This window comes from Nocardia sp. NPDC047648, assembly GCF_040642815.1.
In the GTDB taxonomy this organism is placed as follows: domain Bacteria; phylum Actinomycetota; class Actinomycetes; order Mycobacteriales; family Mycobacteriaceae; genus Nocardia; species Nocardia gamkensis.
Genome location: NZ_JBEYSX010000016.1, coordinates 127,785 through 146,961, shown reverse-complemented (window position 1 = coordinate 146,961; position 19,177 = coordinate 127,785). Strand labels below are relative to the sequence as shown.

18 protein-coding genes are annotated in these 19,177 nt (G+C 69.2%); 8 read left to right on the top strand and 10 right to left on the bottom strand.

The features are described 5' to 3' along the window. Positions 1-106 precede the first annotated feature (106 nt). From meaB to ABZ803_RS28770, 3 genes are read right to left on the bottom strand one after another with little or no spacing between them, the layout of a single operon-like run. On the bottom strand, positions 107-1,150 hold the full coding sequence (meaB, locus tag ABZ803_RS28780; protein ID WP_062967412.1) for a methylmalonyl Co-A mutase-associated GTPase MeaB: 1,044 nt from the start codon (positions 1,148-1,150) through the stop codon (positions 107-109). Beyond that, positions 1,147-3,426, bottom strand: a complete 2,280-nt coding sequence (scpA, locus tag ABZ803_RS28775) for a methylmalonyl-CoA mutase (RefSeq protein WP_357044001.1) — start codon at positions 3,424-3,426, stop codon at positions 1,147-1,149. The genes meaB and scpA overlap by 4 nt, the downstream gene beginning before the upstream one ends. Next, a complete protein-coding gene (locus ABZ803_RS28770) occupies positions 3,426-5,282 on the bottom strand; it encodes a methylmalonyl-CoA mutase family protein (protein ID WP_357044000.1) in 1,857 nt (618 codons plus the stop codon). The genes scpA and ABZ803_RS28770 overlap by 1 nt, the downstream gene beginning before the upstream one ends. Before the next feature lie 180 nt (positions 5,283-5,462). Between ABZ803_RS28770 and ABZ803_RS28765 the strand changes: the two genes are divergently transcribed. Further along, positions 5,463-6,149 (top strand): TVP38/TMEM64 family protein, encoded by a 687-nt coding sequence (locus ABZ803_RS28765; RefSeq protein ID WP_357043998.1) that lies wholly within the window; start codon positions 5,463-5,465, stop codon positions 6,147-6,149. A gap of 8 nt (positions 6,150-6,157) precedes the next feature. Here ABZ803_RS28765 and ABZ803_RS28760 read toward each other — a convergent pair whose 3' ends face one another. The 3 genes from ABZ803_RS28760 to ABZ803_RS28750 form a co-directional block, all read right to left on the bottom strand. Further along, positions 6,158-7,060 carry a trypsin-like peptidase domain-containing protein gene (locus ABZ803_RS28760; protein WP_357044120.1) on the bottom strand — a complete coding sequence of 301 codons (903 nt, stop codon included), beginning with the start codon at positions 7,058-7,060 and terminating at the stop codon, positions 6,158-6,160. A gap of 159 nt (positions 7,061-7,219) precedes the next feature. Then, positions 7,220-7,588, bottom strand: a complete 369-nt coding sequence (locus ABZ803_RS28755) for a nuclear transport factor 2 family protein (RefSeq protein WP_357043996.1) — start codon at positions 7,586-7,588, stop codon at positions 7,220-7,222. Positions 7,589-7,739: 151 nt separating this feature from the next. Continuing rightward, complete coding sequence (locus tag ABZ803_RS28750; protein WP_357043994.1) at positions 7,740-8,675, bottom strand: CorA family divalent cation transporter; 936 nt, start codon at positions 8,673-8,675, stop codon at positions 7,740-7,742. A 674-nt stretch (positions 8,676-9,349) separates the two neighbouring features. Here ABZ803_RS28750 and ABZ803_RS28745 point away from each other — a divergent pair. The 5 genes from ABZ803_RS28745 to ABZ803_RS28725 all read left to right on the top strand — a co-directional run bounded on the left by ABZ803_RS28745 (position 9,350) and on the right by ABZ803_RS28725 (position 15,267). Further along, positions 9,350-9,670, top strand: a complete 321-nt coding sequence (locus tag ABZ803_RS28745) for a metalloregulator ArsR/SmtB family transcription factor (protein WP_357043992.1) — start codon at positions 9,350-9,352, stop codon at positions 9,668-9,670. A gap of 652 nt (positions 9,671-10,322) precedes the next feature. After that, entirely contained in the window at positions 10,323-11,630 is a 1,308-nt protein-coding gene (locus ABZ803_RS28740; RefSeq protein WP_357043990.1) for a hypothetical protein, read from the top strand. A 72-nt stretch (positions 11,631-11,702) separates the two neighbouring features. Beyond that, complete coding sequence (locus ABZ803_RS28735) at positions 11,703-12,152, top strand: helix-turn-helix transcriptional regulator (protein ID WP_040866561.1); 450 nt, start codon at positions 11,703-11,705, stop codon at positions 12,150-12,152. 5 nt (positions 12,153-12,157) lie between these two features. Beyond that, positions 12,158-12,568, top strand: a complete 411-nt coding sequence (locus ABZ803_RS28730) for a VOC family protein (protein WP_357043988.1) — start codon at positions 12,158-12,160, stop codon at positions 12,566-12,568. 305 nt (positions 12,569-12,873) lie between these two features. After that, positions 12,874-15,267, top strand: a complete 2,394-nt coding sequence (locus tag ABZ803_RS28725) for an excinuclease ABC subunit UvrA (RefSeq protein ID WP_357043986.1) — start codon at positions 12,874-12,876, stop codon at positions 15,265-15,267. A 64-nt stretch (positions 15,268-15,331) separates the two neighbouring features. Here the strand turns inward: ABZ803_RS28725 and ABZ803_RS28720 are convergent, their stop codons facing one another. Genes ABZ803_RS28720 through ABZ803_RS28710 form a run of 3 tightly spaced genes read right to left on the bottom strand, consistent with a single transcriptional unit; the run spans position 15,332 to position 16,611 of the window. After that, on the bottom strand, positions 15,332-15,775 hold the full coding sequence (locus ABZ803_RS28720) for an SRPBCC domain-containing protein (RefSeq protein ID WP_357043984.1): 444 nt from the start codon (positions 15,773-15,775) through the stop codon (positions 15,332-15,334). 45 nt (positions 15,776-15,820) lie between these two features. Beyond that, on the bottom strand, positions 15,821-16,162 hold the full coding sequence (locus ABZ803_RS28715) for a metalloregulator ArsR/SmtB family transcription factor (RefSeq protein WP_357043982.1): 342 nt from the start codon (positions 16,160-16,162) through the stop codon (positions 15,821-15,823). Further along, entirely contained in the window at positions 16,159-16,611 is a 453-nt protein-coding gene (locus ABZ803_RS28710; RefSeq protein ID WP_357043980.1) for an SRPBCC family protein, read from the bottom strand. The genes ABZ803_RS28715 and ABZ803_RS28710 overlap by 4 nt, the downstream gene beginning before the upstream one ends. Before the next feature lie 172 nt (positions 16,612-16,783). Here ABZ803_RS28710 and ABZ803_RS28705 point away from each other — a divergent pair, with 172 nt between their 5' ends. Next, positions 16,784-17,653: an oxygenase MpaB family protein gene (locus ABZ803_RS28705; protein ID WP_357043978.1), complete on the top strand. Its 870-nt coding sequence runs from the start codon at positions 16,784-16,786 to the stop codon at positions 17,651-17,653. Positions 17,654-17,657: 4 nt separating this feature from the next. Further along, positions 17,658-18,278 carry a helix-turn-helix domain-containing protein gene (locus ABZ803_RS28700; RefSeq protein WP_357043976.1) on the top strand — a complete coding sequence of 207 codons (621 nt, stop codon included), beginning with the start codon at positions 17,658-17,660 and terminating at the stop codon, positions 18,276-18,278. A gap of 173 nt (positions 18,279-18,451) precedes the next feature. Here the strand turns inward: ABZ803_RS28700 and ABZ803_RS28695 are convergent, their stop codons facing one another. Then, positions 18,452-19,066, bottom strand: a complete 615-nt coding sequence (locus ABZ803_RS28695; RefSeq protein ID WP_357043974.1) for an LppP/LprE family lipoprotein — start codon at positions 19,064-19,066, stop codon at positions 18,452-18,454. Positions 19,067-19,177: the final 111 nt, after the last annotated feature.

Genomic DNA, 19,177 nt, shown 5'->3' with positions numbered 1-19,177 from the left:
GTGTCCGCCGCGCGAACGGTCGCGCAGGCCGAGGTGATCCGCAGTTCCGCATCGACCCGGCCGCCATCGCGATGCCGCACGACGCGACGTTCGCGCCTACGGCAGATCAGCGTCCGTCGAACGCGCGCAGTAGTTCCTCGGCGGCGAGGGCGGCGGTCAGGGTGCCGTCGCGGACCTGTTTTTCCACCTGCGTCCGAATGGCTTTCACCTCCGGGTTGTCCGCGAGCCTGCGCAGCAACTGGTCGTGCACCATGGTCCAGGTCCAGTCGACCTGCTGGCGACGCCGCTTCTCGGCGAATTCACCGGCGTCGGTGAGCACGCGGCGGTGTTCGAGCACCGTGTCCCAGAACCGGTCCAGACCGACGCCTTCCAATCCGCTCATGGTCAGCACCGGCGGCCGCCACAGCGCGTCGTGCGGATGGATCAGGCGCAGCGCACCCGCGAGTTCCCGGGCGGCGGCCTTGGCCTCGACCTGATGTTTGCCGTCGGCCTTGTTCACCGCGACCAGATCGGCGAGTTCGAGGACACCCTTCTTGATGCCTTGCAGCTGATCGCCGGTCCGGGCCAGGGTCAGGAAGCAGAAGACGTCGACCATGTTCGCGACCGTGACCTCCGACTGACCCACCCCGACGGTCTCGACCAGGATCACGTCGTAGCCCGCCGCCTCGAGCAGCGCGATGGTCTCCCGCGTAGCCTTGGCGACGCCGCCGAGCGTGCCCGCGGTGGGCGAAGGCCGGATATATGCGTCGCGTTCCACCGACAATCGCGCCATCCTGGTCTTGTCGCCGAGGATGGAGCCACCGGTCCGGGTCGAGGACGGGTCGACCGCGAGCACCGCGACCCGGTGGCCCTGCCCGATCAGGTACATGCCGAGCGCGTCGATGAAGGTCGACTTGCCGACGCCAGGAACGCCCGTGATGCCGACGCGGTTGGAGGGCGCGCCACCGGCGCCCGCCTCCGGTGAAACCTTCAGCAGCAGTTGCTGCGCCAGCGCCCGGTGATCGGCCCTGGTGGACTCCACCAACGTGATCGCCCGCGCCAGGGCGGCCCGCTCGTTGGCGCGGACCGCCGCGGCGAGGGCGTCGACGTCGATCGTGCGGCGCGCGGCCGCCTTCGGGGTGGCGCGCGCCGCGGAACCGGCTTCGCTCATTCCGTCGCGGCGGAATCCGTGGCGCCGCTGCCGAGTTCGTGACCGAGTTCGGCGCCGAGCTTCTTCAGCAGGTCGATCGCCGCGTCCGCGATCACCGTGCCGGGCGGGAAGATCGCCGCGGCGCCCGCCTGGTAGAGCTCCTCGAAGTCACCGGGCGGGATCACGCCGCCGACGATGACCATGATGTCGGGACGTCCGACATCGGCCAGTGCCTGCCGCAGGGCGGGCACCAGCGTGAGGTGGCCCGCCGCCAGCGACGACACCCCGACGACGTGCACGTCGTTGTCGGCCGCCTGCTGCGCCACCTCTTCCGGGGTCTGGAACAGCGGGCCCACGTCGACGTCGAAGCCGAGGTCGGCGAAGGCCGTGGCGATCACCTTCTGTCCCCGGTCGTGGCCGTCCTGGCCCATCTTCGCGACGAGGATGCGCGGCCTGCGGCCCTCGGCCTCGGCGAATTCCTCGACCAGCTCGCTCGCCTTGGTGATGTTGGTGACCTTTCCTGCCTCATCGCGGTACACGCCGGAGAGCGTACGGATTTCGGCCTGGTGCCGTCCGTACACCTGCTCCAGCGCATCGGAGATCTCGCCGACGGTGGCCTTGGCCCTTGCCGCGTCGATCGCCAGGGCGAGCAGGTTGTTCGTCATGCCACCCTCGGAGGAGGCCGCTGCACGGGTCAATTCGGCCAGCGCCCGCCGCACGGCGTCGGGATCGCGCTCGGCCCGCAGCCGCCGCAGCTTCTCGATCTGCTCGGCGCGCACCCGCGAGTTCTCGACCTTGAGGACCTCGACCTGCTGGTCCTCTTCGACCTGGTACTTGTTGACGCCGATCACCGGCTGCTGGCCGGTGTCGATGCGGGCCTGGGTCCGCGCGGCGGCTTCCTCGATACGCAGCTTCGGGATGCCCTCGCCGATCGCCTGCGCCATGCCGCCGTGCGCCTCCACCTCCGCGATATGCGCGCGGGCGCGGTTGGCCAGCTGGTGGGTGAGCCACTCGACGTAGTACGAGCCGCCCCACGGGTCGATCGGGCGGGTGGTGTTGGACTCCTGCTGGATCAGCAGCTGGGTGTTGCGGGCGATGCGGGCGGAGAAGTCCGTCGGCAGCGCCAGCGCCTCGTCGAGCGCGTTGGTGTGCAGCGACTGGGTGTGCCCCTGGGTGGCGGCCATCGCCTCGATGCAGGTGCGTGCGACGTTGTTGTAGGCGTCCTGCGCGGTGAGCGACCAGCCGGAGGTCTGCGAATGGGTACGCAGCGATAGCGATTTCGCGCTCTTCGGGTTGAACTTCGCGACCAGCTCGCTCCACAGCAGGCGCCCGGCGCGCAGCTTGGCGACCTCCATGAAGAAGTTCATGCCGATGGCCCAGAAGAACGACAGGCGCGGCGCGAACTTGTCGACTTCCATGCCCGCGTCGATGCCCGCGCGGATGTACTCGACACCGTCGGCGAGGGTGTAGGCCAGCTCCAGGTCGGCGGTCGCGCCCGCCTCCTGGATGTGGTAGCCGGAGATGGAGATCGAGTTGAACTTCGGCATCTTCGCGCTGGTGTAGGCGAAGATGTCGGAGATGATCCGCATCGAGGGCTTGGGCGGGTAGATGTAGGTGTTGCGGACCATGAACTCCTTCAGAATGTCGTTCTGAATGGTTCCGGCCAGCTGCTCGGGCGCGACGCCCTGCTCCTCGGCGGCGACGACGTACAGCGCCAGGATCGGCAGCACGGCGCCGTTCATTGTCATCGAGACGCTGACCTGGTCCAGCGGGATGTGGTCGAACAGCTGGCGCATGTCCAGGATGGAGTCGATCGCGACGCCGGCCATGCCGACGTCACCTTGCACACGCGGGTGATCGGAGTCGTAGCCGCGGTGGGTCGCCAGGTCGAACGCGACCGACAGGCCTTTCTGGCCCGCCTGCAGATTGCGCCGGTAGAAGGCGTTCGAATCCGCGGCGGTGGAGAAGCCCGCGTACTGGCGGATGGTCCACGGCTGGTTGACGTACATCGTCGGGTACGGCCCGCGCACGAACGGCGCGACACCGGGCACGCTGTCGAGTGGATACCCTTCGGCGGCAACGGCGTCCCGGTCGGCCTTGGTGAACACCGGCGGCACATCGATGCCTTCGGGCGTCGACCACACCAGTTGCTCGGGCGCGTACCGGTTCGCCGCCGCTGCCGCGCGCACGTACTCGGTCACCTGCGCCGCGTCCACCGCGGCGGGCTCCGGCGCGCGCTCGGCCAGCGGCACATCGGCGAAACTGCCGATCACATGCTTGATCTCACGAGTAGTCATCAGGCTCCCACCTTCTCCAGCAGGCCGGACAGCGCGGCTACGGCGTCGATGCGCGCGGCGAGGAATCCGTCCGGGCGCCGCGCGTCGTCGAGGTCGGCGACGGCCTTGGCCGAACCCGCCAGCAGCACCGTTCCCACGCCGGCGGCACGCAATTGCTCCACAGCCGCACCGGCTTCGGATCCGTAGCGCGCATCCGACCCGCACAGAACCGCGATCGGCGCCCCGGCTTCGGTGGCCGCGGCGGCGATGCCGTCCACCGCGAGCGGCCCGGGGTTGATCGACTCGATGCCGCCGGAGGCCAGCAGGTTCGCGATGAAGGTGACCCGCACGTTGTGCTCCGCCACCGAACCGAGCGGCACCAGTAGCGCTTTCGGCCGCGCGCCGTGTTCGGCGAGGTAGGCGTCGGAGCGGTCGCGCAACTGCTCGAACGCGGCGCCGTAGCGAGCGACCCGGCCCGCCTGCCGCGCCGCCTCGGACAACGGCTGTTCGGCCAGGTTCGGGAATTCGTTCACGCCGGTGACGGCGGTCTTGCGGTGCGCGACATCGGCATCGCGGGCGTCCTTCGTCGCGGCGACGCGCTCGGCGAGCAGACCGGACGCCAGCGCGGCGAGGTAGCCACCGGCCGCCTCGATCTCCTGCAGGAACTCCCACGCCTTCGCCGCCAGCGCGGCGGTGAGGTCCTCGACGTACCAGGAGCCCGCACCCGGGTCGAGCACGTGGCCGAGATGCGATTCCTCGAGCAGCAGCAACTGGGTGTTGCGAGCCATCCGGTCGGCGAACGACTTCGAGACGCCCAGCTCACCGGGCGGCAGGGCGGAGTCGAAGGGCAGCACGGTCACCGTGTCGGCTCCGCCGATGCCTGCGCCGAACGCGGCGAGGGTGGTGCGCAGCATGTTCACCCAGGGATCGCGCCGGCTCATCATGGCGGCCGAGGTGACCGCGTGTTGCGGTGCGCCGCCGAAATCCGGTGCGCCGCAGACTTGCGCGACCCGCGCCCAGAGCTGCCTGGCGGCACGGAGCTTCGCGATGGTGGCGAACTGATCGTCGGTGGCCGCGAACCGGAACTCCAACTGTTCCAGCGCGTCGGCGATGTCGACGCTCTCCGTCAGCGCCCGCAGATAGGCCAGGCCCGCGGCGACGGCCGCGCCCAGTTCCTGCGCGTCGGAGGCGCCCGCGTCGTGGAAGACGGTGCCGTCCACGGTGATCGCGCGAACCGTTTCCGGCCGTCCGGCGGCCCGTCCGGCCAGCGCGACGGCCTCGGCGAGACCGGTATCGGGACGGTCGGCGAAGCGGCTGGTCAAGGGTGCGGCGCCGAGGGAGACGCGGATGTCATCGCGAGCGGGCGCGGCGTAGCCGTCGAGCACCGCGAACACCTGGTCCGCGGCGTCCGCGACGTCGCCGCCCGCGTCCAGCGTGAGGGGGGCCAATTCGAACAGCAGGCCGTGCAGCGCGGTCGGCAGCTCCGCCACCGGCACGCCACGCTCGCCCACGCCGAGCCAGATCGCGCTGATCCCGTTCTCCAGCGCGGCCAGGATCTCCCGGTTGGCCGCCGCGGCGTCGCGCTGGGCGAACTGCGCGCTGACGAACCAGCCCCGGTGTACATCCCGGGTGGCGTCGCGGCCGCGAACGAAGGGGAAAGTTCCCGGCAGGGGCTGTTCGGGCAACTCGTCGCGCCGGGTGTAGAGCGGGGCGACGGTCAGCCCGTCGTAGGTGGTCTCGTCGAGCAGCCGCTCGGGCTCCTCGGGAAGTTCGCCGACATCGACGCGGCGAGCCTTGGCCAGCACCCCGGCAACGCCCTTGCGCCACGCGGCGTATTCGGGCACCGGATCGGCCCCGGAATCTGAAGCAATCGGCATAGCTTGCTGTTCCTCTTCCTCAACACGGGCGCACCGGCAGTGTGCGCCCGATACCCTCACATTCGCCCAGCTCAGCGACTACTTCGGTTAACGGGCATTCGTCCCGCTCCTCTGATGCTAGCGGGCGGATTCCCAGCCGGTTGATCCTGCCCGCCACTACCAACCGGTAACCTGTCGCGGATGACCAGGCTGCTCCGGGACCCGCGTATCGTCGCGCTGATCGTCGGCGCGGTGGCGTTGTTCGGCGCGGCACTGCTGGTTCCGCTGCCGTCACCCCGTCAGGTGCAGGATTGGGCGACGTCCGTCGGTCCCCTCTTTCCGCTGGTGTTCTTCCTGGTCCACGCCCTGGTGACGGTGGCGCCGATCCCACGCACCGTCTTCACCGTGAGCGCCGGACTGCTGTTCGGCCCGCCGCTGGGCATCACGCTGGCGGTGGGGGCGACGACCGTCAGCGCGGTACTGGCGATCCTGCTCGTGCGCGCGCTCGATCGCGATCAGGTGGCCGCCCGGCTCACCCACCCCGCGGTACGCGCGATCGATGAACGTCTCGCACGCCGGGGCTGGCTGGCGGTGGGCTCGCTGCGGCTCATCGCGGCGGTGCCGTTCTCGGTGATCAACTATTGCTGCGGGTTGTCGTCGATCCGGTTCTGGCCCTACCTGATCGCCACGGTGCTCGGCGTACTGCCCGGCACGATCGGGACCGTCATCCTCGGTGACGCGCTCACCGGGACGACCCATCCGGCGATGCTGGCGCTGTCCGGCGTCTGCCTCGGCGTCGGCCTGGGCGGTTTGGTCGTCGACGCGCGGTGGAAGACAGAGTCACCTGCGCCGACGCCCGCCGCCGAGCCGGTCCCGGCCGCCGACTAGGCCCGCGCTCAGTCCGCCGCCAATTCCACCGGGACCGCGATCACGTCCACCATGGCCCCGTTGCGCAGCACCGTGACGGGCAGTTGCACACCGATCGCCTCGGCGAACAGCTGTCGCTGTATGCCCTGGGCGTCACGCACTTGCGACCGTGCCACGCTCAGCACCAGATCACCGCGGCGCAGCCCGGCCTGTTCGGCGGGACCACCGCGGACCACCTCGATGATGCGCACTCCGGCGGCCTGCCCGGTGCGCGCGGCGACCGGCTCCGGCAGCGGCGCCGGCACGCCGACCAAGCCGAGGTAGGCGCGCCGTACGCGTCCATCGGCGTGCAGCGTGCCGATGATCCGGCGCGTCGTCGCGTTGATCGGGATGGCCAGGCCGAGCCCGATGCCCGCGACCGCGGTGTTGATGCCGACCACCCGCCCTGCCGAATCCGACAGGGCGCCACCGGAATTACCGGGGTTCAGCGCGGCGTCGGTCTGGATCACGTCCTCGATCACCCGCCCGGCGCGGCGAGACGCCACCGGAACCGCGCGCCCGAGCGCGCTCACCACGCCCGCCGTCACCGAACCCGCCAGGCCGAGCGGGCTGCCGACCGCCACCACCAGCTGACCGACCACCAATCGGTCGGCGTCCCCGAGCGGCACCGCGCCCGGCGCGCCATCGCGAGCGCGCAGCACGGCCAGATCCGACAGCGGATCCACCCCGACCACTTCGAACCGGGATTCCACTCCGTCGGCGAAGACCACCTCTCCCCCGTTCGCCACGCCGACGACGTGCGCATTCGTCAGCAGGAATCCGTCGTCGGTGAAGACCACCGCCGATCCGCTCCCCCGCCTGGTCCGCACACTGGCCACGTGCGGGGTCACCGACGCCGCCACCGCGATCACGGTGCGGGAGTAGGCATCCATCGCGGCGTTGTCCACGCCGACCACCACCCTGTTTGCCGGAATTGCACTCCTGACGTCCAGGATGCCCCCGTGGCGTGGACGACGCACCGTGTTCGCCGCAGGCGCAAACCGGACTGCGGCCTGCCGGGCGTGTCGCGGAATGCGACGCGGCCCGCGGGGCTACGCCGAGGGCACCCGGTCGAGGAAGCCGTGCACATTCGTGATCCGGCCGTCGGCGCCGAGGGTGATCACGTCCGAGCCCGCGACCGGGGCGCTGCCATCGGCCGTCGAGACCAGCTCCCAGGAGAAGCGGGCGATGTCGTGGTGGCCGTCGACTTCGCCCACACGGCGGAACTCGAAGCCGGGGAACTGCGCCTGCGCTCCTCCGATGGCCGCCACGAGCTGGGCGTGCCCGCTCACCTCCGCGAGCGGATCGGTGTATCCGCCGTCCTCGGCCCAAGCGGACGCGACCGCCGCGACCCTGGCTTCCTCGTCGGTGGCATTCCACGCGGCGAAGTACCGATCGACCGCTTCTTCGTAGCGCGACATGATGAATCCTCCTGTGCGGTAATGGTTTACAGTCACCGATCCGAGGTTCTCCGATCGGCTGACCCCAACCTTGCCGTGCCGCGCGCCTCGCGTCGATTACGCGCGAGGTAATGATCGCCGGAAACGAAGCGGTCGCCACGCCGACGGGGATTCAGCGCAGTAGGCCCTTCTTCCTCAGGTACGCCAAGGGGATCACCGCGGCCATCAGCGCCAGTACTGCGGTAACCAAAAGACCCAGCTGCCAAGAGATTTCGGAGATGCCGGTGAGATCCACGGCGTAGCAGCCCGCGATCAGCGTGGGCGGCAGGAAAGCCGCGGTGACGACGGTGCACGCCCTGACGACCTCGTTCTGACGCACGCCCAGCCAGGTCGTCATGGCCCGCTGGAGGTAGCGGGCCTTATCGGATTCGACGCCCGCGTGCTCTTTCACCCCGTCGATGTCGGCGAGCAGGAGGCCGATGGAATCGTTCAGCTTCCCGTGGCCGGACCCGGCGTCGGCCATCAGGTGGCGCGCGGTGCGGGCCAGTTGCAGCTGGGTCCCTCGGGTGCTTGCGACGATGCGCGCGGTGGCGTCCAGCCGTGACATGGCTTCGCGCAGGTCAGCGATGTCGGTGCCTCGATCATGGCGTTCGAGTGCCTGCTCGATCTCCTCGTGCATCGCCTCCAGCGCGTCACCGGCGTGGTGGAGCACCCGCTCCGACGCCTCGTTCAGCGCCCACAGCAGCGCGTACATCACCCCGTGCGCGGAGCCGGCGAGTTCCGGGTTGCGGCGCATTTTCGCGACCGCCTTGTCGAAAGGGACGAAATGCTCGGACGGCTGGAGCGTCACGAGGAATTCACCGCCCAAGGCGAAGACGATCGTCGCGTGTTCGATCGTCTCGCCGCGCTGGTAGCAGGCGACCACCGGGAAATAGAGGAAATTGTCGGACTCCCAGACCTGCCTGCGGGTGACGGTGAAGTCGATTCCCAGCCGTTCCCGGAGCACGGCAGCGGTGTCGGCGTCGTCGGCGGCGAGTGGAATCCAGTGCTGCTGGAGCACTTCGGTGTCGAAGTGGTCGGCGGTCACGGCGCTGAGAAAGGTCGTCATCGGCTACCGCCGCCCGGGGAAGGAGCGCAGGAGCGAGGCCGCATGCCGCGGACGCTCCGGTTTCCGTGCTCGACGCGATGTTTCGGCTTTCTCGAGCAATGTGGCCATAGCGGGGACTCCAATACTTACCATCGTGCGGGGCTGGCACGCCCCTCCGGGACAGAGGACGCGCGCACGGGGCGGGCAGCGTCGAGGCACGACGAACCCGGTCGCGCCGTGGACGAAGGACCAGCGCATCGGCCGGACGCGCACGCGCCGCCGTTACGCGTCGAAGAGCTGACGAAGGTGGAACGCGATGCCGCGTCGGACGATCGGGGCGCCGTTGCCCGCCCGCCGATCGCGTACAGATCAACGACGCGGCGGCGCAACCCGTTTCTCGAGGGCGACCCGGCTGTAGACGTCGATACTGTCAACCGGCATCTGCCGCTCACCTCGCTTCGTTGGTCGACCGGCGCACGAATTGCGCCATCCATCATTAGAAACCCGCCGATCGGGGTACGTCAATCAGTTGCGCAAGTATTCGACAACGCGCCACCCGGTGGAAATCCAACGGCCAGGAAGACGGCCAGGACAGCGGTTTTCGGTCCTGCGGCGCACCGGCCGGTCGGTGGCGACCGTGCGGTTGCACAGCCGGACACGGCCGTGTCACCCTACCGACAGCTATGGAGGCGGACGTGACCGAGCACAGCGAGCCGCCGGGCCCCATCCCGGAAGACCGATTACAAGACGCCGCAGCGGTTTTCGGCATGCTCGCGGCCACCGCGCGCCTGCAGATACTCTGGCTGCTCGCGCAAGGCGAGCGCGATGTCGGCAGCCTCGCCGCCGCCATCGGCCACTCCGTACCCGCCGTGAGCCAGCATCTGGCCAAACTCAAACTCGCGGGGCTGGTTCGCGCCCACAAAGACGGCAGGCGTCACGTCTACGCCATCGCCGACCCCGACATCGCCGACCTCGTCCGTCTGGCCTTCCGCCACCTCCGCGCGCATCACGACTGACCCGGCGTCACTCCGCCACGTCCACCCCGTAGTGGCGAGCCTCAACGTGGCCGGGGACCCGAATGTTGCACGCACCGCGCGGCGAGCGCTTCCGATGTTCGACGCAATCCGGACCGCCCAGCACCGATGCGTCTCGACGCCGCGCGACACGTGCCAACTCACCGGGCCGGGTCTTGCTCCGCATCGAATCCGTCGTGCGCGGAGCCCCGACACGTTCTGGTCGACATCGTGGACGAGGTCTACTTGCCGCTGATCCGCCGGCGCGATCCGGCCACACCGGCGGATGCCACTCGTCCACCAGCGCGTTGCTGAAGTGGTCGCCCGTCCAGCTCGAGTACTCGGCATCGGGCCGGTTCGGCGCGACGAATGCCCGGGCGGCGGTGTCCGCGCAGCTGGCGGGCAGGTTCGCCGTTCGCGCAGGACAGCGAACCGACGAGTAGCTTTTCGCCCGCTTCCGGCGCCCCGCCGCGGGCGCACCCATCGAACCCGCCAGTAGGGTTGACCACGACGTTGCCAGGCCTAATGCTCTAGTTTGGCCGAACAGCTCGAAACCGGACACTCGAACGATCCTCATCGTCGTAGCGCCGAGTTGTGGCGGCGACGACGCCGGTGCGGACCTGCTCCGGTGTGCAGAACTCGAGGGGAGATTCGCGTGACCTACCGCCTGACCGATATCGATTGCGTGAGTGCGCGGGGGCACTCCGCGCTTGGGGGAACCCTGGCGATACAGGCGGTCTGGCGTTACGACCGTCCGGTCGACATGGGGGCGCTGGAGCGTTTCCACGAGGCACTGCGGCACGGCAGGCTGGGCAGAGCGGTCGCGCCCGCGATGATCCCGGCCGCCGGGGACCGGTGGACCACCCGCACCGAGTTCAGCCCGCTCGAGGTCGCGCAAGCGCCCATCCCGCCGGGCGATCTGGAAGCCTGGATCGCCGAGCAGGGGCATGCCGAGTTGCGCACCTTCGGCGGACCCGCGTGGCGGCTGGCGGCGACCCATCTCGACAACGGGGGAAGCGCGGTGTCGTTGCTGGTTTCGCACACCCTCGCGGACGGCCAGGCGTTCTGCGCGGCGGTCACGGACGCGGTCGCGGACAAGCGGCTCGAACTGGCGTACCGCAGCGACGAATTCGGTCGGATGCGTCTGCTGGCCGGTGATCTTCGCGATGCCGCGCGGCGTGCCCGGTCGTTGCCGTCGGCTGCCGTTCTGGCGTTGCGGTTGGCCGTGACCGGGCGGGGCGCCGAGACCCGGCCTACCGACGAGGACGCGCGGGACTTCCGCCTGCCGACGATCACCGCGACGGTCCCGGCGCAGCTCTGGCATGCGGCGGCACGCAGCCGGGGCGGCACCGGCACCACCTTGGCGGTGGCGATGATGGCGTCCATCGCCACCACGATCGGCCGCACCGACGACGAGGGCCGGGTTCGCATGATGATGCCGGTCAGCACCCGCACCGCCGACGATCTTCGCGCGAACGCGCTGACCTCCATCGCCTTCGAGGTGGATACGCGCGACGGCGAACCGGCCGACCTCGCCCCGCTGCGCGCGGTGATGAAGGAACAGCTCAGCGCGGCCACGGCCGGCGGACCGGATGTCCCGCCGCTGGTCCCGGTCGCGGTGGCGCTGCCGCGCGGCCGCTACGCGGTGCTGGCGCGGCAAGCCGCCACCGACGCCATCTCGACGGTGTGTTCCAGTCTCGGCAAGCTCGACTCCGAGATCCTCCGCATCGACGGCCGTCCGGCCTCGGCGATGATGATCGGCCTGGTCAATCAGAGCCTGAACTCGCCGACCGTGGTGACCGAACGCGGCGGCAATCTGTACGTCGCGCTGGTCGAATCCGGGGAAACGATCACGCTGCGCGTCATGGGTTTCCACCCGCCGACGCTCCTGGACGCCGAGCGGCTCACCGAGCTGGTGCGGGCCGCGCTCGCCGAGTACGAGCTCTCGGCGACCTTCTGGTAGCGGCGGGGGTAGCCGGCCGGCTCAGCGGCTCCACGCGGTCGCTTGTCACCGTGATGTGGCACGATCTGGTGAGTGACCAGCAGACCAGCCGCGACGCAGCACCTGCACGATCTCGCGCGGCTGCGCCGCGTCCGCGATCGTATCGACCGGGAGTACGCGCAGCCGCTGGACGTGGAGGCGCTCGCGCGCGACGCGCACATCTCGGCCGGGCACCTCAGCCGCCAGTTCCGGCTCGCCTACGGCGAGTCGCCGTACGCCTATCTGATGACGCGGCGCATCGAACGCGCGATGTCGCTGTTGCGCCGGGGCGACCTCAGTGTCACCGAGGTCTGTTTCGCGGTCGGCTGTTCGTCGCTGGGCACCTTCAGCACGCGTTTCACCGAGCTGGTCGGCGTGCCGCCCAGCGTCTACCGGCGCGACGCCGCGCGCACGACGGCGGGGATTCCGTCGTGTGTGGCGAAACAGGTGACCAGACCGATCAGGAATCGAGAAGCGCCGGTTACCGAGCCGCAATTAGCCTGACTGCCATGGACATCACCATTCACGCGAGCTTCCTGCCGCACGACGATCCGGACGCGGCCCTCGCCTTCTACCGTGACCTTCTGGGCTTCGAGGTGCGCAACGACGTCGGCTACGAAGGGATGCGCTGGCTCACGGTCGGCCCCGTCGACCAGCCTGGCACGTCCATCGTTCTGCACCCCCCGGGCGCCGACCCGGGCATCACCGATGACGAGCGCCGCACCATCACCGAGATGATGGCCAAGGGCACCTATGGCGGCATCCTTCTGGCTACCAAAGATCTCGACGGCGCTTTCGAGCGGCTGGCGGCCGGGGACGCGGAGATCGTCCAGGAGCCGACCGAGCAGCCGTACGGGGTCCGCGACTGCGCCGTCCGCGATCCCGCGGGCAATTTGATCCGCATCCAGCAACTGCGCTGAGCCGCCCGGCGCGCGGCCGCGCCCCGCGCGATGGCCACCGTCGCACCGAGCAGCACGTCCTCCGTGACGAAGACGTCCGCGTACCTGCGACTCGGTGGGCGGTGCGCCCGGCTTCGCAGCCGCCACCCGCGACAGCCCCCTCACGACCGGTCCGCCCCGGAGACGGCCGCGACCCGCCGCTGGTCCGACGTCTCGGACCGGGCGCATCGACAGACACTCAGACGGATCGGTCCACCTGGTTGAATCGAGCCAGGCGCCGCCGACCCGGGCCGCGCAGGCGGCCCCGCCCGACAAAGGGAGACACGATGAGCACGGCCACGACGACGGACACGCGGTCGCCCGCGCCGCACGCTGCCGACAGCCACGATCTGATCCGCGTGCACGGCGCGCGCGAGAACAACTTGAAGGATGTCAGCATCGAGATCCCGAAGCGGCGGCTGACGGTGTTCACCGGCGTCTCCGGGTCGGGCAAGAGCTCCCTGGTGTTCAGCACCATCGCCGCGGAGTCGCAGCGGCTGATCAACGAGACCTACAGCGCCTTCGTCCAGGGCTTCATGCCGACGCTGGCCCGGCCCGACGTCGACGTGCTCGACGGGCTTACCACCGCGATCATCGTCGACCAGCAACGCATGGGTTCGGATCCGCGCTCCACGGTCGGCACCGCCACCGATGCCAACGCCATGCTGCGCATCCTGTTCAGCCGGCTCGGGAAGCCGCACATCGGCTCGCCGCAGGCATACTCCTTCAACGTCGCCTCGATCAGCGGAGCGGGCGCTGTGACGACCGAACGCGCCGGGAAGACCGTGAAGGAGCGCCGCAGCTTCAGCATCACCGGCGGCATGTGCCCACGGTGCGAAGGCAGGGGCTCGGTGTCCGATATCGACCTCACGCAGCTCTACGACGATTCCAAGTCGCTCACCGAGGGCGCGTTCACCATTCCCGGCTGGAAGTCGGACAGCTTCTGGACGGTGCGGGTCTACGCGGAGTCGGGCTTCGTCGACCCGAACAAGCCGATCCGCGAGTACACCAAGAAGGAGATGCGGGACTTCCTGTACAAAGAGCCGACCAAGGTGAAGGTCGAGGGCGTCAACCTCACCTACGAGGGGCTGATCCCCAAGATCCAGAAAACGTTCCTGGCCAAGGACCGGGAGGCGATGCAGCCGCACATCCGCGCCTTCGTGGATCGGGCGGTCACCTTCACCACCTGCCCCGAGTGCGACGGCACCCGGCTGAGCGAGGCGGCTCGATCATCGAAGATCAAGCGGATCAGCATCGCCGACGCTTGCGCGATGCAGATCAGCGACCTGGCCGAATGGGTCGGCGGCCTGGACGAGCCGTCGGTGGCGCCGCTGCTGGCCGCGCTGCGGCACACCCTCGACTCGTTCGTGGAGATCGGGCTGGGCTACCTCTCGCTCGACCGGCCATCGGGCACGCTGTCGGGCGGTGAGGCTCAGCGCACCAAGATGATTCGCCACCTCGGCTCCTCGCTCACCGACGTCACCTACGTCTTCGACGAGCCGACCATCGGCCTGCACCCCCACGACATCCAGCGGATGAACGATCTACTGCTGCGGCTGCGCGACAAGGGCAACACGGTGCTCGTCGTGGAGCACAAGCCGGAGGCGATCGCGATCGCCGATCACGTCGTCGACCTCGGTCCCGGCGCCGGTGCGGCGGGCGGCACCGTCTGCTTCGAGGGCAGCATCGAAGGGCTGCGGGCAAGCGGAACGGTCACCGGCCGCCATTTCGACGACCGGGCGTCCCTCAAGGAGACGGTGCGCAAACCCACGGGCGCGCTGGAGATCCGCGGCGCGAAGGCGAACAACCTGCGTGACGTCGACGTCGACATTCCGCTGGGCGTGCTGGTCGCCGTCACCGGTGTGGCCGGGTCCGGCAAGAGCTCGCTGCTGCACGGGTCCATTCCCGCGGGCGAGGGCGTGGTGTCGGTGGACCAGGCGCCCATCCGTGGCTCGCGGCGCAGCAACCCGGCGACCTACACCGGACTGCTCGACCCGATCCGCAAGGCGTTCGCGAAGGCCAACGGCGTGAAGCCGGCGCTGTTCAGCGCGAACTCCGAGGGAGCCTGCCCCACCTGCAACGGCGCGGGCGTCGTCTACACCGACCTGGCGATGATGGCCGGTGTCGCCATTCCCTGCGAGGAGTGCGAGGGAAAGCGGTACCAGGCATCGGTGCTGGAATATCACCTCGGCGGCCGGGACATCAGCGAGGTGCTCGCGATGTCGGTGCTCGAGGCCCAGGAGTTCTTCGGCGACGGTGCGGCGCGCACGCCGGCCGCGCACGCCATCCTCGCCAGGCTCGCCGACGTCGGGCTCGGCTACCTCAGCCTCGGCCAGCCGCTCACCACGCTGTCCGGCGGCGAGCGGCAGCGGCTGAAGCTGGCCACCCACATGGCCGACAAGGGCGGCGTCTACATCCTCGACGAGCCGACCACCGGCCTGCACCTCGCCGATGTCGAGCAGCTGCTGAGCCTGCTCGACCGGCTCGTCGACTCCGGCAAGTCGGTCATCGTCATCGAACATCACCAGGCGGTCATGGCGCATGCCGACTGGATCGTCGACCTCGGCCCCGGTGCCGGACACGACGGCGGCCGGGTCGTCTTCGAGGGCACGCCCGCCGACCTCGTCGCCGCCCGCTCCACCCTGACCGGCGAACATCTCGCGGCCTACGTGGGCGCCTGAGCGAGGTTTGCGCGAGAGGACCCGTGGCCGCACCCTCAGCGGCCACGGGTCCTCTCGCGGAACGTCAGTTCCAGTTGTCGATCTTGACGTCGTAGGGCTCCGGCGCGCCTTTCCCGGTTTCGATCAGCGACTTCAGACTCAGCAGAAAGACCGCCCACTTGGTGCTGCAGTGGTGCATGGATTCCACCGGTTCCTTCCAGCCCTGATGTTTGAACAGGACGATGGCGTAGTCGTCGGCCTGAGCGAGTTCCCAGTGCAACTGCGTGCCGACCCAGTCCTCGGGTCCATCGATCACTTCCCACCGCACGCGCTTGCCCGGATCGAGCTCGGCGACCCGCATGTCGAATCCGCCGGCGCCGAAACGGAATTCGAGCACACCACCGACGTCACTGCCTTTGCCTCTGGTGTCGGTCGTCCACCAGCCCGCCAGTCCTTCGGTGGTGGTCAAGGCCGCGTAGACGTCGGCCACCGTGGATTTGATTCCGACCCTGTGCAGAATGTCCACCATTTCGTCACTTCTTTCCGATGTCGATTGCCGTTGATTTCCATGAATTCACCGCTGGTCCTGCCCGCGCTGAATCGCCTCGGCGATCCGCTTGATACGACGCAGCCTGGCGTCCCACGCCGCCCCCACCGAGGACAACTGCGCGACCGCGCGGGCGAGCTGCGCCTCGTCCACCCGGTACCGCCGCTCCCGCCCGGCGGGCGTGGCGTGCACCAAACCGACGCGGTCGAGCACGCCGAGATGCTTCGCGACCGCTTGCCGCGTGACGGGCAGTCGCTCACTGAGACTGGTGGCGGTGCCGCCGCCCTCCGCGAGCAGCAGGTCGAGCATCCGCCGACGAGTCGGATCTCCGACCGCGGACCACAGGTCGTCGTCTACGGCGGCGGTCACGCGGCCGACACCAGCCGGGCGATGTACTCCCCCAGCCGGGGAATGTAGGTATCCCAGCCCCCGATGTGCTCGCGATACTGCTCCGCCGCCTTCGCGGCCTCCCAGCCCACCTCCCGGAATCCGGTCTCGGTGAGCCGGATCGTGGTACCCGCGCCCGACGGAACGAGTTCGAAGGTCACCAGTAGCGACCCGGCGGAGTCGTCGACCGCGCCGTCGGGATAGCACCAGCGGAACGAGAACACCCGGGGCGGCTCCACGTTCACCACGGTCATCGGGGCGACCTGCGCCCGGTCACCCCAGACGAACTCGCCGACCGCGCCGGACGTCACGTCGAACTCGGCGTCGTCGGTCCACCATTCCGAGATGTGCTCCGGGCGGCTGACCACCTCGAAGACCACCTCGGGCGAGGCGTCGACGTAGATCTCCCGTTCGATGCTGCCGTACTCCATACTTGCCACCCTTTCGCCATGCGCAACATTTGGTTGCACATCACGCTAACCCGCCTTCACCTCTTACGCAACCATTGGTTGCATATTGCCCGTGGTCTTCGCCGACGGACGCTTGAATGCGACATATGCGACATTTATAGTAATTTCGTCGCACACACGAGAGGGGTCGATGATGACCGCGCACCTGGAGACCGCCCACGACGAGCGCACGGGAGAAGACCCGCGGCTCGGACCCGGCACACTGCTGTGGCGTTACTTGGGTGACCTGCGGCTGTTTCTGGTCGCCGCCCCGTACGGCATGCTGGAGCTGATGCACCCCGCGGTCGGCGCGGGCGTCACCGGGCACTCCGACTTCTTCGGCGACCCGTGGGATCGAGTCCTGCGCTCGATTCCGGAGATCATCGGCACCGTCTACGACCCGGTCGAACGCGGCACCGGAACCCGGGTCCGCGACTATCACCGCGCCATCCGGGGCACCGACGCGCACGGAAAGCGCTATCACGCACTCGATCCCGAGACCTACTACTGGACACACGCCACGATGGTGCAAGCGACCATCGACATCGCCGACGTGTTCGGCGACGGCCTGACCACGGCCGAACGCGAGCAGCTGTACCAGGAGAGCAAGACCTGGTTTCGGCGATACGGCGTGAGCGACCGGCCGATGCCCGCCGACTACGCCGCTTTCCAGAAGTACTTCGACGACGTCTGCCGCGACGTCCTGGAAGCCACCGAATCGGCACGCTGGCTGACCGAGCGGCTGCGATTCACCAGCGACATGCGACTGCCGTATCTGCCGCAACCCGTCGAACGGGTACTCCGGCCGGTGATCATGTCCGAATACCGGGTGCTCACCGCCGCGCTGCTACCCGAGCCCGCCCGGGAAAAGCTCGGCCTGCGCTACAGCAGAACCGACCAGGCGCATTTCCGCGCCGCCGCAGGCTTGATCCGCAACGCTTGGCGGCTCGTCCCCGAACCGTTGCGCTACCACCCGAGGGCGCGCGCGGGCATGCGGCACGCCCGCGCCCTCGGGCAGTATTAGGGCCATGCGCAGTGCCCGGCAGACGACCGCCGCCTTCGATGCCGACCAGCTCGCCGCTGGCATCGAAGGCGACCCGCAGGCGATCCGGATCATCGACGCGGCCCTGGCGGAATTCCGCGACCACGGCATCGATCGCGTCCGCATGGAGCACATCGCCCGCCGCGCCGGCCTGCATCGCGCCACCGTCTACCGGGCCTTTCCCAGCAAGGATCTGCTCGTCACCACGGCGCTGACCGTGTGGCTGAGGCGCGTGCTGTCCGGGATCACCACTGCCGTCGCCGACCACACCGACGTGCGCGACCGCGCCGCCGAAGGTTTCGCCATCGCCCTGCGCACGCTGCGCACCGACCCACTCACCAACCGCATCCTGCTCGCCGACGAAGGCGGCCAGCCCTTCGTCATCACCTACGGCGCAACACTTCTCGCCGCCGCGCGCGCGTTCTTCGCCGAACAGCTCCGCCGAGCCGACGACCTCGGCGACATCGATCCCGACGCATCCGCCGAGATCGCCGCGCGCCTGTCCCTCACCCTCCTGCTCATCCCGGACAGCTACTTCTCCCTCGAGACCGACGAAGACGCCCGCCTCTTCGCCCGCCGCCACCTCATTCCCACCGCCATGCGATAGGCCGGACGGACGATAGGGCCACGCGGTACCCGGCATACGTCAACGCCTCACCGCCATGACCGTTTTCGCTCGGTGGCGGAGTCGCTCGGCGGCGTCGGCCCGGCACACCTTTCTCGGTGCACCCGATCACGCTGCCGATGACGACAACTCGCCATCCGCCGCTGTCCGCCGGATCACCCGACCTGATCCGGGATCGCCGGACTGGGTGTCACCGTGCGGTCGTCGCCGGCGAGAGTGAAGGTGATCACGACCGGACCGCCGGAGGGGCAGCAGTTCGCGTCGCGGCCCTCCAGCCACCGGTACTGCACCCGCACATCGCGGTCGCCCGAACCGACCACCGTCGTGTAGGACGTCGCTTTGGCCGTCGCGGTGCCGAGATAGCCGTCGTGGTCGAAGAACAGCACGTGCCACGGGGAACTCGCCGTTCCGCCGGGTGTCGCTGCCAGCACCCACAGCAGTTCGGGGCAAGCTCCCGCGGACGCGTCGGTGGAACTGTCGACGACGTACGGCGTGCCGCCCGGCGCGGGCCCGAGCGAGGTCATCGCGCGGGCGACCACGCTCGACCCGGGATCGACGCATCGCCCATTTCCGCTGGTAGCAGGAAGTTTCGCGGGCGCGGCCTCGGTAGAGGTTGCACCGCCGCGCGCGGGTGTCGCCCGAGTGGCCTCGACGGTGGACCGGCCGGGTTCGCTCGTTCCGGTCGCCGGCGCACCCGATTCGCCCTGACAACCCGCGACAGCCACGCTCACCGCGATCGCCGTCACCATCGCACCGATGATCGTCTTCATTCGCCTCCCTTTCGAATTCCCGACAACTGGAAGTCGGCATCGCACGCACACCGTTACATCCGCGATTTTCCGGGCATGTGTTCGGCATGATCACCATCTCTGCCCGGTCCC

Bases quoted from the DNA above. Each gene is read 5' to 3' on its own strand.
- meaB (WP_062967412.1), bottom strand. From the start codon at position 1,150: ATGAGCGAAGCCGGTTCCGCGGCGCGCGCCACCCCGAAGGCGGCCGCG.
- scpA (WP_357044001.1), bottom strand. From the start codon at position 3,426: ATGACTACTCGTGAGATCAAGCATGTGATCGGCAGTTTCGCCGATGTG.
- ABZ803_RS28770 (WP_357044000.1), bottom strand. From the start codon at position 5,282: ATGCCGATTGCTTCAGATTCCGGGGCCGATCCGGTGCCCGAATACGCC.
- ABZ803_RS28765 (WP_357043998.1), top strand. From the start codon at position 5,463: ATGACCAGGCTGCTCCGGGACCCGCGTATCGTCGCGCTGATCGTCGGC.
- ABZ803_RS28760 (WP_357044120.1), bottom strand. From the start codon at position 7,060: ATGGATGCCTACTCCCGCACCGTGATCGCGGTGGCGGCGTCGGTGACC.
- ABZ803_RS28755 (WP_357043996.1), bottom strand. From the start codon at position 7,588: ATGTCGCGCTACGAAGAAGCGGTCGATCGGTACTTCGCCGCGTGGAAT.
- ABZ803_RS28750 (WP_357043994.1), bottom strand. From the start codon at position 8,675: ATGACGACCTTTCTCAGCGCCGTGACCGCCGACCACTTCGACACCGAA.
- ABZ803_RS28730 (WP_357043988.1), top strand. From the start codon at position 12,158: ATGGACATCACCATTCACGCGAGCTTCCTGCCGCACGACGATCCGGAC.
- ABZ803_RS28725 (WP_357043986.1), top strand. From the start codon at position 12,874: ATGAGCACGGCCACGACGACGGACACGCGGTCGCCCGCGCCGCACGCT.
- ABZ803_RS28720 (WP_357043984.1), bottom strand. From the start codon at position 15,775: ATGGTGGACATTCTGCACAGGGTCGGAATCAAATCCACGGTGGCCGAC.
- ABZ803_RS28710 (WP_357043980.1), bottom strand. From the start codon at position 16,611: ATGGAGTACGGCAGCATCGAACGGGAGATCTACGTCGACGCCTCGCCC.
- ABZ803_RS28705 (WP_357043978.1), top strand. From the start codon at position 16,784: ATGACCGCGCACCTGGAGACCGCCCACGACGAGCGCACGGGAGAAGAC.
- ABZ803_RS28700 (WP_357043976.1), top strand. From the start codon at position 17,658: ATGCGCAGTGCCCGGCAGACGACCGCCGCCTTCGATGCCGACCAGCTC.
- ABZ803_RS28695 (WP_357043974.1), bottom strand. From the start codon at position 19,066: ATGAAGACGATCATCGGTGCGATGGTGACGGCGATCGCGGTGAGCGTG.